The 16440-nt window shown below is 71.2% G+C and carries 12 protein-coding genes and 1 pseudogene; 3 read left to right on the forward strand and 10 right to left on the reverse strand.

Annotated features, from left to right (window positions below; translation table 11 throughout):
* Positions 1–290: 290 nt before the first annotated feature.
* The 3 genes from galK to galT are packed head-to-tail and all read right to left on the reverse strand — an operon-like array spanning position 291 to position 3460.
* Positions 291–1433: a galactokinase gene (gene galK, locus AB0N14_RS21445; protein WP_366027282.1), complete on the reverse strand. Its 1143-nt coding sequence runs from the start codon at positions 1431–1433 to the stop codon at positions 291–293.
* On the reverse strand, positions 1434–2402 hold the full coding sequence (gene galE / locus AB0N14_RS21450; RefSeq protein ID WP_366027283.1) for a UDP-glucose 4-epimerase GalE: 969 nt from the start codon (positions 2400–2402) through the stop codon (positions 1434–1436). It lies immediately after the preceding gene.
* Positions 2399–3460 carry a galactose-1-phosphate uridylyltransferase gene (gene galT, locus AB0N14_RS21455; protein ID WP_366027284.1) on the reverse strand — a complete coding sequence of 354 codons (1062 nt, stop codon included), beginning with the start codon at positions 3458–3460 and terminating at the stop codon, positions 2399–2401. Before galT ends, galE begins: the two co-directional genes overlap by 4 nt.
* Positions 3461–3637: 177 nt before the next feature.
* Here galT and AB0N14_RS21460 point away from each other — a divergent pair, with 177 nt between their 5' ends.
* Positions 3638–5359 carry a sodium:solute symporter family protein gene (locus AB0N14_RS21460; RefSeq protein WP_366027285.1) on the forward strand — a complete coding sequence of 574 codons (1722 nt, stop codon included), beginning with the start codon at positions 3638–3640 and terminating at the stop codon, positions 5357–5359.
* A 20-nt stretch (positions 5360–5379) separates the two neighbouring features.
* On the forward strand, positions 5380–5688 hold the full coding sequence (locus AB0N14_RS21465; protein WP_366027287.1) for a hypothetical protein: 309 nt from the start codon (positions 5380–5382) through the stop codon (positions 5686–5688).
* 134 nt (positions 5689–5822) lie between these two features.
* On the opposite strand, the gene AB0N14_RS21470 is transcribed toward AB0N14_RS21465, so the two are convergent.
* The 4 genes from AB0N14_RS21470 to AB0N14_RS21485 all read right to left on the reverse strand — a co-directional run bounded on the left by AB0N14_RS21470 (position 5823) and on the right by AB0N14_RS21485 (position 12457).
* Positions 5823–6506 (reverse strand): response regulator transcription factor, encoded by a 684-nt coding sequence (locus AB0N14_RS21470; protein ID WP_366027289.1) that lies wholly within the window; start codon positions 6504–6506, stop codon positions 5823–5825.
* 252 nt (positions 6507–6758) lie between these two features.
* A complete protein-coding gene (locus AB0N14_RS21475) occupies positions 6759–8543 on the reverse strand; it encodes a PQQ-binding-like beta-propeller repeat protein (RefSeq protein ID WP_366027290.1) in 1785 nt (594 codons plus the stop codon).
* A gap of 61 nt (positions 8544–8604) precedes the next feature.
* Complete coding sequence (locus AB0N14_RS21480) at positions 8605–10428, reverse strand: PQQ-binding-like beta-propeller repeat protein (protein WP_366027292.1); 1824 nt, start codon at positions 10426–10428, stop codon at positions 8605–8607.
* Positions 10429–10651: 223 nt separating this feature from the next.
* A complete protein-coding gene (locus AB0N14_RS21485; protein ID WP_366027293.1) occupies positions 10652–12457 on the reverse strand; it encodes an ABC-F family ATP-binding cassette domain-containing protein in 1806 nt (601 codons plus the stop codon).
* Positions 12458–12612: 155 nt separating this feature from the next.
* On the opposite strand from AB0N14_RS21485, the pseudogene AB0N14_RS21490 reads away from it, so the two are divergent.
* Positions 12613–13203: pseudogene (locus tag AB0N14_RS21490) on the forward strand (Uma2 family endonuclease).
* Positions 13204–13213: 10 nt separating this feature from the next.
* On the opposite strand, the gene AB0N14_RS21495 reads toward AB0N14_RS21490, so the two are convergent.
* The 3 genes from AB0N14_RS21495 to AB0N14_RS21505 are packed head-to-tail and all read right to left on the reverse strand — an operon-like array spanning position 13214 to position 16341.
* Positions 13214–14107: a 4-(cytidine 5'-diphospho)-2-C-methyl-D-erythritol kinase gene (locus tag AB0N14_RS21495; RefSeq protein WP_366027294.1), complete on the reverse strand. Its 894-nt coding sequence runs from the start codon at positions 14105–14107 to the stop codon at positions 13214–13216.
* A complete protein-coding gene (gene rsmA / locus AB0N14_RS21500) occupies positions 14108–14974 on the reverse strand; it encodes a 16S rRNA (adenine(1518)-N(6)/adenine(1519)-N(6))-dimethyltransferase RsmA (RefSeq protein ID WP_366027296.1) in 867 nt (288 codons plus the stop codon). It lies immediately after the preceding gene.
* A gap of 47 nt (positions 14975–15021) precedes the next feature.
* On the reverse strand, positions 15022–16341 hold the full coding sequence (locus AB0N14_RS21505; protein WP_366027297.1) for a ubiquitin-like domain-containing protein: 1320 nt from the start codon (positions 16339–16341) through the stop codon (positions 15022–15024).
* Positions 16342–16440: the final 99 nt, after the last annotated feature.

Consider the following 16440-nt stretch of genomic DNA (forward strand, 5'->3'; position numbering starts at 1 on the left):
GGACTACGTCCCCTGCACCCCTCGCGGGGCTGCGCCCCTGCACCCCGCCGGGGCTCCGCCCCAGACCCCGTTCGAGGGCCGGCCCCCGGACCCGGGGCTCCGCCCCAGACCCCGTTCGAGGGCCGGCCCCCGGACCCCCGCTCCTCAAACGCCGGAGGGGCTGAATTCTCAGCCCGTCCGGGGGTCCCCCTGCTCGAAGAGCTCGGGGGAGTCTGAGGACGAGGCCGCAAGGCCGACAGCGGGGGTCCGGGGGCGCAGCCCCCAGGGACGCGAAGGGTGGGGGGGCGTAATCAGCTCAGGCGGCGCGCTCCGGCCGACGGTACCGCCGGGAACACACGAGGTGCCGTATAACCGGCGGCGGCGAACGCCTCCTCGATCGCCTTGGTGATCGTGTCCGTGTCCGACGCCTCCACCAGGACGATCGCCGAGCCGCCGAAGCCGCCGCCCGTCATCCGCGCCCCCAGCGCGCCCGCGGCGTTCGCCGTGTCCACCACCAGGTCCAGCTCCGGGCAGGAGATCCGCAGGTCGTCGCGGAGGGAGACATGGCCCTCGGTCAGTACGGGGCCGATCGCCCGGACCTCGCCCGCGTCCAGCAGCCGGACCACCTGGTCGACCCGGTGGTCGTCCGTGACGACATGGCGCACATAGCGGCGCACCCGCTCGTCGGACAGGCGCGCGAGCGCGGCCCGAAGCTCCTCGTACGCCACGTCCCGCAGATGCGAGACGCCCAGCCGCCGTGCGCCCTCCTCGCAGCCCTCGCGCCGCTCGGCGTACGCCCCGTCGCCCAGCGCGTGCTTCACGCGGCTGTCGACGACCAGCAGCGTCAGGCCCTGGGAGGCCAGGTCGAAGGGGATCTGCCGGACGGACAGGTCACGGCAGTCCAGGTGCAGCGCGTAGCCGTCCGTGGCGCACGCCGACGCCATCTGGTCCATGATCCCGCAGGGCACGCCCACGAAGTCGTTCTCGGCGCGCTGGGCGATCCTGGCCAGCTCCGGACCGGTCAGGCCCAGCTCGTACAGGTCGTTGAGCGCGAGGGCGACGACCACCTCGAGCGCCGCCGACGACGACAGTCCGGCGCCCGTGGGCACCGTCGAGGACAGGTGGACGTCCGCGCCCGTGATCGGGTGGCCGGCCTCACGGAGCACCCAGACCACACCCGCCGGGTAGGCGGCCCAGCCGGTGTTGGTCAGCGGCTGCAGTTCGTCGACGTGCAGTTCGACGACCGGGCCCTCGATGTCCGCCGAGTGCAGCCGCAGCACACCGTCGGTGCGCCGCGAGACCGCCGCGACCGCCGTGTGCGGCAGCGCGAGCGGCATCACGAAGCCCTCGTTGAAGTCCGTGTACTCGCCGATCAGGTTGACCCGGCCCGGTGCGGCCCAGACGCCCTCGGGAGCCGTCCCGTAGATCTCCCCGAAACCCTCGCGTACGCCCACCTACTGCTCCCTCACGGTGTTCTGTGCGAACTGCCACGCGTCCGCGACGATCCCCGCGAGGTCCGCGCGGGACGGGTTCCAGCCGAGCTTCTCGCGGGCCGTGGCCGCGGAGGCGACCAGGACCGCCGGGTCGCCGCCGCGGCGGGGGGCCACGACCTCGGGGATCGGGTGCCCGGTGACCTGGCGCACCGTTTCGATGACCTCGCGCACCGAGAAGCCGTTGCCGTTGCCGAGGTTGCAGATCAGGTGTTCGCCGGGGGTGGCGGCGTCAAGGGCGAGCAGGTGGGCCTCGGCGAGGTCGGCGACGTGGATGTAGTCGCGGATGCAGGTGCCGTCCGGCGTCGGGTAGTCGTCGCCGAAGATGGAGACGGCCTCGCGCCTGCCCTGCGCGACCTGGAGGACGAGCGGGATGAGGTGGGACTCGGGGTTGTGGCGCTCGCCGTAGGCGCCGTAGGCGCCGGCGACGTTGAAGTAGCGCAGGGAGACGGCGCCCAGGCCGTGCGCGGCCGCCTCGCCGGTGATCATGTGGTCGACGGCGAGCTTGGAGGCGCCGTAGGGGGAGGTCGGCGCGGTCGGGTCGGTCTCGGTGATCGGGGTGTTCACCGGCTCGCCGTAGGTGGCCGCCGTGGAGGAGAAGACGAGCTTGCGCACGCCGGCCTCGCGCGCGGCGCCGAGCAGGGCCATGGTGCCGCCGACGTTGTTGTCCCAGTACTTCTCCGGCTTCAGGACCGACTCGCCGACCTGCGAGAACGCGGCGAAGTGCAGGACCGCGTCGAAGGAGGCGTCCAGCCACTTGGCGGCGTCGCGGATGTCTCCCTCGATGAAGGAAGCACCGGTCGGCACGCCCTCGCGGAAGCCGGTGGAGAGGTTGTCGAGGACGACGACCTCGTGGCCGGCCTCCAGCAGGTGCTGCGCGACCACGCTGCCCACATAGCCGGCGCCACCGGTGACCAGGTACTTCCCACTCATGAACTCGCTACCTCTCGCAGTCGCCGGGCCGCGGCCTCCGGCGGCACGTCGTTGATGAACACGTTCATGCCGGACTCGGAACCCGCGAGGAACTTCAGCTTGCCGGAAGTGCGGCGAATGGTGAAAAGCTCGAGGTGGAGCGCGAAGTCGTCCCTGGTCACGCCGTCGAACTCGTCCAGTGTGCCGAACGGCGCCTGGTGCCAGGCGGCGATGTACGGCGTCGGAGGCTCGCCCTCGCCGAAGATCCGGTCGAAGCGCTTCAAGAGTTCCAGGTAGACCTTGGGAAACTCTGTGCGTGCCGCCTCATCGAGGCCGAGCAGGTCGGGGACGCGGCGGCGGGGGTAGAGGTGGACCTCGTAGGGCCAGTGCGCGGCGTACGGCACGAACGCCACCCAGTGCTCGCTCTGCAGGACGATCCGCTCGTCGGCGAGTTCGCGCTCCAGGACGGCGTCGAACAGGTTCTCCCCGCCGGTCGCCTCCTTGTGGGCGGCCAGTGAACGGAGCATCAGGGCGGTGCGTGGGGTGGTGAAGGGGTACGCGTAGATCTGCCCGTGCGGGTGGCCGAGGGTCACGCCGATCTCCGCGCCGCGGTTCTCGAAGCAGAAGACCTGCTCGACGGCCGGCAGGTGGGACAGCTCGGCGGTGCGGTCGGTCCAGGCGTCCAGGACCAGGCCCGCCTGCTCCTCGGTCAGGTCGGCGAAGGAGGCGTTGTGGTCGGAGGTGAAGCAGACGACCTCGCAGCGGCCGGAGTCGCCGGCGAGCGAGGGGAAACGGTTCTCGAAGACGACGACGTCGTAGGACGAGTCGGGGATCTCGCTCAGCCTGCCGTCCCGGGAGGGGCACAGCGGGCACTCGTCGGCGGGCGGGTGGTAGGTGCGGCCCTGCCGGTGCGAGGCGATGGCGACGGAGTCGCCGAGCAGCACGTCCTGGCGGATCTCGGAGGTCGTGACGGTCCGCTCCAGCGGCCGGCGGTCGACCGCGTCCCGCACGACGTCGTCGCGCAGGTCGTAGTAGATGAGCTCACGACCGTCGGCCAGCCGGGTCGAGGTCTTCTTCACGTTCGACTCTCCATTCGAGCCACTCACCCTTCAAACATAACCCAACACACCAAAACACAAGTCACCACCTGCGTCAACGTCACAATCCAACAAAGACCATCATCAGAGGTGTTCAAATATCGAACGTGGGGGCGTACGGTTCCGCACTGATTGGTTCACGCAACGAAGCGAGTACTCATGGAAACCCCCACATATCTGGCAGCCGAGCTACGACTCCCCACAAACGGGCTCGACTACGCGATCCTCGGGATCTACTTCGTGGTCGTCCTCGGCATCGGCTTCGCAGCCCGCCGCTCGGTGAAGACCAGCCTCGACTTCTTCCTGTCCGGGCGCTCCCTGCCCGCCTGGATCACCGGTCTCGCGTTCATCTCCGCCAACCTGGCCGCCACCGAGATCCTCGGCATGGCCGCCAACAGCGCCCAGTACGGCGCCTATACCGTGCACTGGTACTGGATCGGCGCCATCCCGGCCATGGTCTTCCTGGGCCTGGTGATGATGCCGTTCTACTACGGCTCCAAGGTCCGCTCGGTGCCCGAGTTCCTGCTGCTGCGCTTCGACAAGGGGGCGCACCTGCTGAGCTCGATCCTGTTCGCCTTCGCCGCGATCCTCATCGCGGGCGTCAACCTCTACGCCCTCGCGATCGTCGTGGAGGCGCTGCTGGGCTGGCCGCAGTGGGTGGCGATCGTGGTCGCCGGCTTCTTCGTGCTCGCGTACATCACCCTCGGCGGCCTGTCGTCGGCGATCTACAACGAGGTGCTGCAGTTCTTCGTGATCCTCGCGGCCCTCATCCCGATCACCGTGATCGGCCTGAAGAAGGTCGGCGGCTGGGGCGGCCTGACCGACAAGCTCACCCAGACCCACGGCCACGACTTCGTCACCGCCTGGGGCGGCACCGGGATCGGCCACGCCAACCCGCTGGGCGCCAACTGGCTGACGATCGTCCTCGGCCTCGGCTTCGTGCTGTCCTTCGGCTACTGGACCACCAACTTCGCCGAGGTCCAGCGCGCCCTGTCCGCGAAGAACCTCTCCGCGGCCCAGCGCACCCCGCTGATCGCCGCGTTCCCGAAGATCTTCATCGTGTTCCTGGTGATGATCCCGGGCCTGGTGGCCGCCGTCCTGGTCCCGAAGATCGGCACGCCGGGCTCGTCCCTGCAGTACAACGACGCGATCCCGTACCTGATGCAGGAACTGCTGCCCAACGGTGTCCTCGGCATCGCGGTGACCGGTCTGCTGGCGGCCTTCATGGCGGGCATGGCGGCCAACGTGTCGTCCTTCAACACGGTGTTCACCAACGACATCTGGGCGCGGTACATCGTCAAGGACCGCGAGGACGCGTACTACGTCCGCTTCGGCCGCCTCATCACGGCGATCGGCGTGCTGGCGTCGGTCGGCACGGCGTTCCTGGCGTCGTCGTTCTCGAACATCATGAGCTACCTGCAGACGCTGTTCTCCTTCTTCAACGTGCCGATGTTCGTGGTGTTCGTCGTCGGCATGTTCTGGAAGCGCGCGTCCACGAAGTCCGGCTTCTGGGGCCTGCTCGCCGGCACGGTCACCGCGATGGTGAACTACTTCGTCATCTACAAGCACGGCATCATCGGCATCCCCTCCGACCAGGGCGCCAACTTCGTCTCCGCGATCGCCGGTTTCGTGGCCGGCGCGGTCGTGATGGTCGCGGTCTCGCTGTTCACCAGGCCCAAGCCGGAGGACCAGCTCCAGGGCCTCGTCTACGGCACCCTCCCCCAAGCACCTACGACAAGCTCCGGTGCAGGGGGGACCCCCCTGCCCGGCATGGCCGAGCCGCCCTCCGCGGGCGACGACGCCTGGTACCGCAGGCCCGCCCTGCTCGGCTGGGGCGCGGTCGTCCTCGCCGCCGCCTGCTACATCCCGTTCTCGCTCTGACCGCGGAGGATTGACCGACCATGTCCGAGTACTCCGAACACGACGTCCAGCGCCAAGTCACCGAGCTGGAAGGAAAGTCCGCCACCGCGGCACGCATCTTCGACCTCCGTCGCATCATCGGCGGCCTGTTCGTTCTCTACGGCGTCATCGTGATGATCGCGGGCTTCACGGCCTCCGACGCGGCGATCCGCAAGGCGGAGGGCGTCAACATCAACCTGTGGACGGGCCTCGGGATGCTGATCCTGGGCCTGCTGTTCCTGCTGTGGCTGAAGCTGAGGCCGATAGCTCCGCCGTCCGTTGACGCGGTGTCGAAGGAGAGGCCGGAGTAGCGCGGCCACGCTTCCCTGAGCGCCGGGGAACTGCGCGTCGTACGTCGGCTGCGGGTGGTCCGTGGCCGGCCGCGCCCGCGCGGCGAAGCCGCATGTCGACACGGTCCCGCGCCCCTGTCCGGGCGCACCTTCGGCTACTCGCTTCCGGGCTGGACGGGCCCCGCCCGGTCCAGCAAGCCCGTCCGGGCGGCCAGGGCGGCAGCCTCGAGGCGGGAGCCCACGCCCAGTTTCATCAGGACGCGTTGGACGTGGGTGCGGGCCGTGGACGGGGCGATGCCCATACCCGCCGCGATCAGGCGGGTGTCCTCGCCGTCGGCCACCCGGACCAGGACCTCGACCTCCCTCGGGGTCAGCATCTGCAACAGGCGCTGGCCCTCGTCGTCCGGCTGCGCCGCCGGGTTGAGCAGTTCGTCGAACGCGCCCTGCAACAGCTGCGGCGCCACGGCCGCCTCGCCCGCCCGCGCCTTCATGATGGCCCGCTCGACGCCCTCGATGCGCTCGTCGTGCCGTACGTAGCCCGAGGCGCCGGCGGCGAACGCGGCCGCTATCCCGCGCGGGCTCGGCACCGGGCCGAGCACCAGCACCGCCACCTGCGGGCGCTCCCGCTTGATGCGCACCACCGGGTCGAAGGCGCCCGGTTCCGCGGGTGCCGCCGTGCCCAGCAGGCACACCTCGGGCGCCCTGCTGATCACCAGGTCCGCCCCCCCCGCGGCGGGCGCCGCCGCGGCGAGCACCCGGTGTCCCCTCAGCTTCAGAGCCGAGGCCAGCGCCTCGGCGAGCAATCGGTGGTCGTCGACCACCATGAGCCGCACTCCCATCGAGCAACCCCCCAGTCCCCCCCGTGGATGCCCACTATGGATGCCCACCGGCCCGCATGGACAGAAGCCCCCCGGCGCACCCCCCGCCCTTCATGCCCCCGGAAGCTACACGCTTGTTCGACATCGCGCTTCCCCTACCGGCCAGAAGTGCCCCGGATTACGGAAATCCCGCCCAATGGCGCCTGATGACGGGTACGTGAAAGGCCCCGCCCCCGAACAGGAGCGAGGCCTTCGCCGTGCGCCGCGTACGCGCTACTTCGCGCCGAAGCCGAGCGCGGTGTACGACTTCTGGTCCGCCGTGAACGGCTTGCTGACCAGCTCCTTGCCGAGGAAGAGCCGACCGTCGCTGTAGAGCAGCTCGGACGTCTTCGGCACCATGCTCATGATCGCGCCCAGCACCTCCCGGGAGGCCGGGGTCTCCAGCAGTCTCGTCTGCTTCAGGGACCCGCCGTCGACCGAGACCACCTGGGCGCCCCTGTTGTACGGGCCGCTCTTGTACGCCAGCACGTTCCCGCCGTCCATGCGGATCGGGAAGATGTCGTAGCCGTCGCCGGCGTCGATCCGGTCGCCGGTGGTCTTCCCGGTTGCCAGCGAGAACGCGATGATCTCGTTGGTCCGGGCGCCCTGGGCCGAGCCGTCGTGGTCGTTGGTCGGCACGTACAGCTTGTCGTTGCCCACCGTGATCGCCTGGCAGTCGTGCACCTTGCCGACGCCGCAGTGGTGCTCGTACTTGCCGTCCTCCAGCGTGATCTTCGTCCGCAGCTTGCCGGTGTCGTCCAGCGAGAAGACGTCCGTGGCGCCGGAGGCGGTGATGCCGCCCGAGTCCACGCCGAACACGACCGGCTTGGTGGAGATCACCTTGGCGTTGTCGATGCCCTGGGGGAGCTTGTAGCTCCACCTGGCGCCACCCGTCCCCGGGTCGAGCAGCTGTACCTCGTACAACTCCTTGCCGAAGGGGCCGCACGTGCGCACCGCGACGAGCTGATCGCCGCCCGCGTAGCCGACGTCCGTGCAGGAGCCCCTCTCGTGCTGCCACAGCACCTTGCCGGTGGTCAGGTCGAAGGCGGCACCGCCGTAGAGGCCGGCGCCGGCGGCGACCGTCGTGCCGTTGATCGAGACCTCGCGGAACATGACCGGTGCGCTACCGGTGCCGACCGATTTCGTCCACAGCTTCTTCCCGGTGGCGACCTCGAACGCGGTGACGTCGCTGCACGGCTTGCGGTCCCGCACGTTCGCCCGCTTGCCCGACTCGGAGACCACCGCGGCGATCCCCGAGGAGCTGATCTCGGGTGAGCCCGCGCAGGTCTGGCCGTTCAGCGGCAGCGTCCACTTGGTCGCGCCGGTGTCCGGGTCGTAGCCCACGATCTTGTTGATGCCGGCCTTGGCGTAGACGGAGTCGGTGAGCCAGGAGCCCGCGACGTTGTCGAGCTCCTGTCTGTCCGTGATCCGCGGCGCCGGGATCTGGAAGAGGACCTTGGCGCTGGGGTCGGCCGGCGCCTTCTCCTTGCCGGAGCCGGAGCCGCCGGTGCCGCTGCCCTGGCCGCCCTGGCCGCTGCCGGCACCGGACGCGGAACCGCCGCCCGTGTCGCCGCCGGAGGAGCTGTTCGCGTACCAGGCCCCGACGCCGACGATCAGCGCGATGGCCGCGACCGCCGCGACGACGATCCACACCGTGGCGCTCGGCCCCTTGCGGCCGCCGCCCGGGGTCCCGCGCGGCGGTACGGGGACCATCGGAGGCTGCTGATAGCCGTAGCCGGGCTGCTGGTTCGGGTAGCCGTGTCCGGGCTGCTGGGCATACCCGTATCCCGGTTGGGGCGGGGCCGGCGGCTGCGGGTAGCCGTAGCCCGACCCCTGGGCGGGCGGCGGAGGTGCCTGGGGCGGCGGCTGGGGTGCGCCGAAGCCGCCCGGCGGCGGGGGCTGCGGGGGGCCGAAGCCACCGCCCGGGGCAGGGGGCTGCGGGGCGCCGAAGCCACCGCCCGGCGGCGGCTGGTGGGGCGGCGGGGGCGGCTGGTCGGGAGGGGACGGCGGCTGGCTCATGGCGTGAGGACCTCGAAGGACACAGGAACAGTGGGCGGGGACGGGAGGGTCGGCGGACCGCTCACTTGCCGTAGGCCAGCATCAGCTTCTCCTTGGACCGGGTACCGCCGGTCAGCCGGGTGGTGGAGAGGTAGAGGCGCCCGTCCACGTAGTCGATCGCCTTGGAGAAGAAGCCGCTCTCGACCTGCGCGGCGCCCGCCGGGTTCTGCAGCAGCTTCGCCGCGGTGCGGCTCCCGCCGGCCGTCGCGATGGAGACGACCTGGCCGCCCGTGTCGTACGACGGCTCGACATACGCGATCAGGTGGGTGCCGTCCATCTTGAGCGGGAGCATCGACTCGTCCGCCGGGGACTTCACCCGCCACTTCTCCTTGCCTGTGTCCAGGCTGATCGCGACGATCTCGTTCGGGCCGCTCTTCGCGTCGGTCGGCAGGTACAGGGTGCTCGCGTCGGCCACGGCGCCCGTGCAGCCCTGCAGGTCACGGTTGAGGATGGCCCAGCCGCACCGGGGTGCGAAGGACTCGTTGGCGTCGAGCTGGGAGCGCAGGCTGCCGTCGCTCCTCAGTGTGGAGACGTTCCACCGCGTCTTGTCCTCGTTGGTGAGGTAGAGGACGACCGGGTCGACGGAGTAGGCGCGGGCGACCGTCCAGCCCTTGGCGATCTTCTTGGTCCACTTGGCCCTGCCGGTCGTGGGGTCGAGCTCCTGCACCTCGTCGTGCGCATCGGAGCCCCCGGCACCGCAGGAGGCGACCGAGAGGAGCTTGGCGCCGCCCGCGAACGCGGTCGGGAAGCAGGCCGCGCCGTACCGCTGCTTCTCCCACAGCTTCTTGCCGGTGGCCACGTCGTACGCCAGGCCGGACTGCGCGCGGGCGACCAGCAGGGTCCTGCCCGTGATGGTCAGGTCGACGGCGAGCGCGCTGTCGAACAGGGCGCCGTCGGCGATCTGCGCGCTCCAGCCCTTCTTGCCGGTGTCGAGGTCGATCTCCTGGATGTGGTTGCACTTGGCGCTGTCGCTCACGCCGCTCATGTAGGCGACCACGACCTTGTCGTCGGCCGTCTTGTGCGCAGTGACCGCGCAGATCTTCTGCGGGAAGGAGATCGGGTTCCAGGTGGGACTGCCGCCCGCGACGTCGTAGGCGAAGACCTGCTTGTACGCGGCCTTCACCGCTGTCCTGCCTGTGATCCACATGCCGGGGGCGTCGGCGCCGTGACCGGGCGCGTCGGGCGCCTGCTGGTACCAAAGGACCCTGTCCTCGCCCGACTTGCGGCCCTGGTTGAGGTTCTCCGGGTCCGCGCCGCCGTCGCCGCTGCCACCGCCCGCGTCGGCCGGGGCGGAGGCGGTGGAGGACGGCACGGAGCTCGGGTTCTTGTCGGCGGCGGGCTTGTTGTCCCCGCCACCGCTGCTGACCGCGTACACGGTGCCGCCTATGAGGAGCAGCGCGGCGACGGCGGCGACGACCAGCGCGGGCTTGCCCTTGAAGGGGTTCCTGGAGCCGCCGCCGGGGGGCGGGACGGGCGCGCCGGGGAACTGGGGCGGCTGCTGCGGGTAGCCGTAGCCGGGGTGGGGAGCGGCGTAGGGGCCGGGCTGCTGGGGGTAGGGTCCGGGCTGACCGGGCTGCTGGGCGTACGGACCGGGCTGGACGTAGGGGCCCGGTCCGCCGTACGGGCCCGGCTGCGGATATGCGCCGGGCTGCTGGTACGGACCGGAAGGCGGCTGCGGCTGCGGGTAGCCGTACCCCGGCTGCGGTGGGGTCGCCGGGGGCTGGAAGGGCGGCGGCGGGGTCGCCTGCCGGGGGTCCTGTGGGGCACCGAAACCACCCTGTGGCGGCGGATTCTGCGGTGCCCCGGAACTGCCGCCCCGGGGCGGTCTGTTAGGCGGCTGAGTCATCAGCGCTTTCCCCCTCAAAACTGATGTGTCCCCACGCCCGTGGTGCTCGTTTCCGCCACGCCGGTGGTACTCAGGCTGTTCTCAGACGGACCTTTCTATCACTGGGACGTCCTCGAACACGGGGCCGGTCCTGCCCCTGTTCCCAAGCGAGGACCGGCCCGTGATGCCCTCGTTACGCGCCTTCCCGCACCGCTCGCGGCGCGCGCTCCGCGTCCGCCAACGCCTAGGCGTCCTCGGCGAGTTCGAGCCAGCGCAGCTCCAGCTCCTCGCGCTGACCGGCCAACTCGCGGAGCTCCGCGTCCAGTCCCGCGACCTTCTCGAAGTCCGTGGCGTTCTCGGCGATTTGCTCGTGGAGCTTGGACTCCCGCTCGGAGATCTTGTCCAACTGCCGCTCGATCCGCTGGAGTTCCTTCTTCGCGGCCCGGGCGTCGGCGGCGGAGGCGGCGGGCTTGGCCATGGCGGGTGCCGGTACCGCGGCCGCCGCTGCGGCCTCCTCCATGCGGTGGCGCCGCTCCAGGTACTCGTCGATGCCGCGGGGCAGCATCCGCAGCGTGGCGTCGCCGAGGAGGGCGTAGACCTTGTCGGTGGTGCGCTCGACGAAGAAGCGGTCGTGGGAGATCACGATCATCGAGCCGGGCCAGCCGTCGAGGACGTCCTCGAGCTGGGTGAGGGTCTCGATGTCGAGGTCGTTGGTGGGCTCGTCGAGGAAGAGGACGTTGGGCTCGTCCATGAGGAGGCGCAGCAGTTGCAGCCGCCGCCGCTCACCGCCGGACAGGTCGCCGACCGGCGTCCACTGCTTCTCCTTGTTGAAGCCGAACGTCTCGCACAGCTGCCCGGCGGTCATCTCGCGCCCCTTGCCGAGGTCGACGCGCTCGCGGACCCGCTGCACGGCCTCGAGGACACGCCAGGTGGGGTCGAGTTCGGCGACCTCCTGGGAGAGGTAGGCGAGTTTGACGGTCCTGCCGACGGCGATCCGGCCGCCCGCGGGCTGCTGCTCGCCCTCGCTGCGGGCGGCGTCGGCCATGGCGCGCAGCAGGGAGGTCTTGCCGGCGCCGTTGACCCCGACGAGGCCGATGCGGTCGCCGGGGCCGAGCTGCCAGGTGACGTGCTTGAGCAACACCTTCGGGCCGGCCTGGACGGTGACGTCCTCCAGGTCGAAGACGCTCTTGCCGAGCCGTGTGGAGGCGAACTTCATCAGCTCGCTGCTGTCGCGGGGCGGCGGCACGTCCTTGATCAGTTCGTTGGCGGCCTCGACGCGGAAGCGGGGCTTGGAGGTACGGGCCGGGGCGCCGCGCCGCAGCCACGCCAGCTCCTTGCGGACCAGGTTCTGCCGCTTGGTCTCCTCGGAGGCGGCGATGCGCTCCCGCTCGGCGCGGGCGAAGACGTAGTCCGAGTAGCCGCCCTCGTACTCGAAGACCTCGCCGCGCTGCACGTCCCACATGCGGGTGCACACCTGGTCGAGGAACCAGCGGTCGTGGGTGACGCACACCAGCGCGGAGCGGCGCTCGCGCAGGTGCCCCGCGAGCCAGGCGATGCCCTCGACGTCGAGGTGGTTGGTGGGCTCGTCGAGGACGATCAGGTCCTGCTCGGCGATCAGCAGCTTGGCGAGCGCGATACGGCGCCGCTCGCCGCCGGAGAGGGGGCCGATGACGGTGTCGAGCCCCTGGGGGAACCCGGGCAGGTCGAGCCCGCCGAACAGGCCGGTGAGCACGTCGCGGATCTTGGCGTTGCCCGCCCACTCGTGGTCGGCCATGTCGCGGATGACCTCGTGGCGGACGGTGGCGGCCGGGTCGAGGGAGTCGTGCTGGGTGAGCACGCCGAGGCGCAGCCCGCCGGAGTGGGTGACGCGGCCGGTGTCGGCCTCCTCCAGCTTGGCGAGCATCCGGATCAGGGTGGTCTTGCCGTCGCCGTTGCGCCCGACGACCCCGATCCGGTCGCCTTCGGACACGCCGAGCGAGACGCCGTCGAGCAGGGCACGGGTGCCGTACACCTTGCTGACGTTCTCGACATTGACCAGGTTGACGGCCATTTCACTCCTGACGCGGGGATCGATCAGCCTTCAAGCGTAGGGCCTCCGGGGGAGGGGAGGGGGCGCGCGGGTGTCGTCACTCTTTGTGGTGACGTGATCGGCACTGGGCCGCTACCGTGGAGGGCGGCGCCAGGATCTTGTCCATGGGAGGAACCATGACAGCCCAGCCTGCTGAGCGGTCCGGATGGCGGATGCCCCCGATGGACGGCTACACCGTCGACGACCTGTTCACACTGCCGGATCTCCCGCCCCACACCGAGCTGATCGACGGGAGCCTGGTCCTCGTGCGCCCGCAGCGCTACTTCTACTTCGCCGCGATCGACCTGCTGGTCAGCGGCCTGCGCCGCACTCTGCCGCCCGGGTTGAAAGTCGCACGCGAGATGACCGTGGTGCTTGATCGGCGTAACGGCCCCGAACCGGACATCTCCGTGATCAAGGCAGCCGCCAAGAAGGGGCGGGACCAGACATATTTCGAAGGCAAGGACGTCGTACTCGCCGTCGAGGTCGTTTCCCCGGAGTCCGAAGCCCGCGATCGGCTCACCAAGACGCACAAGTACGCCGCCGCAGGCATCTAGTACTACTGGCTGGTCGAGATGACCGGGCCCTACAAGCATCCGGCCGTCGAGGTCTTCGAGCTGTCGCAGGACACAGGCATGTACAGGTCTACCGGCACCTATCGCGACCGCATCAAGGTCGACAGGCCGTACTCCATCGACATCGATCTGACCGCCATCGACGAGCTCTGAGGCTCACTCATCAGACCACCGTCGCCCCCGGCGCCGGGGACACCGCGACCCTCGCCGACTCGCACGTCCCCGACGCCACGAGCGCCTCAGCCACCCTCCCCGCCGACTCCGCGTCCCGCGCCAGGAACGCCGTCGTAGGCCCCGACCCCGACACCAGTCCCGCCAACGCCCCCGCCGCGCGCCCCGCGCCGAGCGTGTCCGCCAGTTCCGGGAACAGGGACAGCGCCGCCGGCTCCAGGTCGTTCGAGACCGTCGCCGCCAGCGCGCCCGCGTCGCCCTTTGCCAAGGCGTCCAGCAGGTCCTGGGACGCGACCGGCTCGGGGATCCGCACCCCCTCGTTCAGGCGGTCGAACTCGCGGAAGACCGCCGGGGTGGACAGGCCGCGCCCTGCCGTCGCGAACACCCAGTGGAACGTGCCCCCGACCTCCAACGCGGTCAGCCTCTCGCCCCGCCCGGTGCCCAGCGCCGCCCCGCCCACCAGGCTGAACGGCACATCGCTGCCCAACTCGGCGCAGATGTCCAGCAGTTCCTCGCGCGAGGCTCCCGCACCCCACAGCACGTCGCACGCCAGCAGCGCGCCCGCCCCGTCCGCGCTGCCGCCCGCCATGCCCCCGGCGACCGGGATGTCCTTGGCGATGTGGATGTGCACGGCCGGATCGAGGCCGCGGCGTTCCGCGAGCGTCAGCGCCGCCCCCGCCGCCAGGTTCGTACGGTCGAGCGGTACCTGCTCCGCGTACGGCCCGGAGCAGGTGACGCGCAGTTCGTCGGCCGGGGTCACCGTGATCTCGTCGTACAGGCCGACGGCCAGGAAGACGTTCGCCAGGTCGTGGAAGCCGTCGGGGCGGGCACCGCCCACCGCGAGCTGCACGTTCACCTTGGCCGGGACGCGAACCCTGACACTCACTTACTCGGACTCCCTGTGCTCGGCGATACGCGCGAACTCCTCGACCGTCAGCGACTCGCCCCTCGCCTGCGGTGAGATGCCGGCGGCCACGAGCGCGGCCTCCGCCGCCGCGGCCGACCCCGCCCATCCGGCGAGCGCGGCCCGCAGCGTCTTGCGCCGCTGGGCGAACGCCGCGTCCACGACCGCGAACACCTCGCCCTTCGACGCGGCCGTCTTGATCGGCTCGGCGCGCCGCACCAGCGAGACCAGCCCGCTGTCGACGTTGGGCGCGGGCCAGAAGACGTTGCGCCCGATGGCCCCGGCGCGCTTGACCTCCGCGTACCAGTTGGCCTTCACGGACGGCACCCCGTACACCTTCGACCCGGGCGCGGCGGCGAGTCGGTCGGCGACCTCGGACTGCACCATCACCAGCGTCCGCTCGATGCTCGGGAAGGTGTCGAGCATGTGGAGCAGGACGGGGACGGCGACGTTGTAGGGCAGGTTCGCGACCAGCGCGGTGGGCGCGGGGCCCGGCAGCTCACGGACGTGAAGCGCGTCGGAGTGCACCAGCGCGAACCGCTCGGCGCGCTCCGGCATGCGCGCCGTGATGGTTGCGGGCAGTGCCGCCGCCAGCACGTCGTCGATCTCGACGGCGGTGACGCGCTCGGCGACCTCGAGGAGCGCCAGCGTCAGTGAGCCGAGCCCGGGTCCCACCTCCACGACGGCGTCGTCGGGCCGCACCTCGGCGGTGCGGACGATGCGCCGCACGGTATTGGCGTCGATGACGAAGTTCTGGCCGCGCTGTTTGGTCGGGCGCACGCCGAGGGCCGCCGCCAGCTCACGGACGTCGGCGGGGCCCAGCAGGGCGTCGGGGGTGGGGCTGTTCACGGGGCAAGCCTACGGGGCGGCGCGCGGGCCACCGGCCGGTGGCACCGTCACCGGTACAGCCGTGACCCGCAGTGCGGCCACGGGCTGGTCCCCTGGCGTGCGAACAGCTTCTTCGCCCGGTACGTCTGCTCCTCCGAGGGGGCGTCCTGCGGCCGGCCCGAGCCGCCGAGGCTGCGCCAGGTGCGCCGGTCGAACTGGTAGAGGCCGCCGTACGTGCCGGACGGGTCCGCCGCGTGCGCGCGGCCGCCGGACTCGCAGGCCGCGAGTCCCTTCCAGTTCAGGTGCTCCGCGCCCTCCACCAGGTCCGGGTGCGGCTTGGTGCCGATCCGGACGAGCTGGGTCTGTGGCTGCCGCACCACCTCGTCACTGACCCGCCGCGGTCTCTCCTTCACGCCGTTGACGGTGCGCAGGGCGTACGTGACCCGGCGCGCGCCCGCCTGCCCGGGGCGCGCGACCACCTCCGTGCCCTTGAGCAGTTCCGGGTCCTTGGTGCGCCGCACGTCGAACGGGATCGGCTCCTCGCGGACCTCCTGGGAGCCCATCACCCGCAGCACGGTCACCGTCTGCCCGTCGCGCGGGAAGCTGTCCGGTGCCACGGACGTCGTGTCCTGCCGGTAGAGCACGACCCCGGCCTGGGCGACGGCCTCGCGGACGGTCGCCGCGTTGGTCCGGATGGTGCGGGCCTGCCCGTCCGCGAGGACCGTCACGGTGCGCTCGGTGCGGACGTCCAGCTCGAGCCCGTCGCGGCCGATCCCCTGGGAGCGCGAGGTCGATACGTAGGCGCCCTCCGCGCGCACCCCGAGCTGCCGGAGCGCGGCCTCCACCGTGGGCGCCGTCGTCCACAGCTCGCGCTGGATGCCGTCGATGGTGAGCCGCACGGGGTGGCCGTAGCGCACCGCGACCTCGTCGCCGCTCGCGAGCGGTGTCCCGGGCGCCGGGGTGACGAGGTCGTGATCGCCGACCTTCACGCCCTGCCGTGCGAGCAGTTCACCGACGTCGGAGGCGAAGGTGTGCAGCGTGCGGGTGCGGCCGTCCACGGTCAGCTCGACGGCCTTGTCGTTGGCGACGAACGCGGTGGTGCCGCCGGCGAGGAACGCGACCACGAGCGCCTGCGGGATCAGACGGCGCATGGAGTCGGGGCGTGCGCCGCCCTTTCTGCCGCGCGCCGCGTGCCGGGCCTGGGCGCGCCCTGAGGGGCGCGGGGCCGCCTCCGGCTCCCGGCGGGGCGGGCGGGCCGTTATCCCCGTGGCCCGAGCGGCCGCGCGGGCGCGCTCCTCGTACGCGGGCCGGTACGTGTCCGGGTGGGCGCGACCGGGGGCCTCACGGTCCTCGTACGCCCCGTACGGCGAGTACTGCCGGTTGCTCACGACGACACGCTCCAGAGAGGTTCCGACACGGCGACCAGAACCTAGCGGCTGGCCGTCACTCTCCAAAGCAACGCCGACACTCGGTGTCGCGACACGGGC

It is taken from the genome of Streptomyces sp. NPDC051104, from assembly GCF_040682835.1.
Lineage (GTDB): Bacteria > Actinomycetota > Actinomycetes > Streptomycetales > Streptomycetaceae > Streptomyces > Streptomyces cynarae.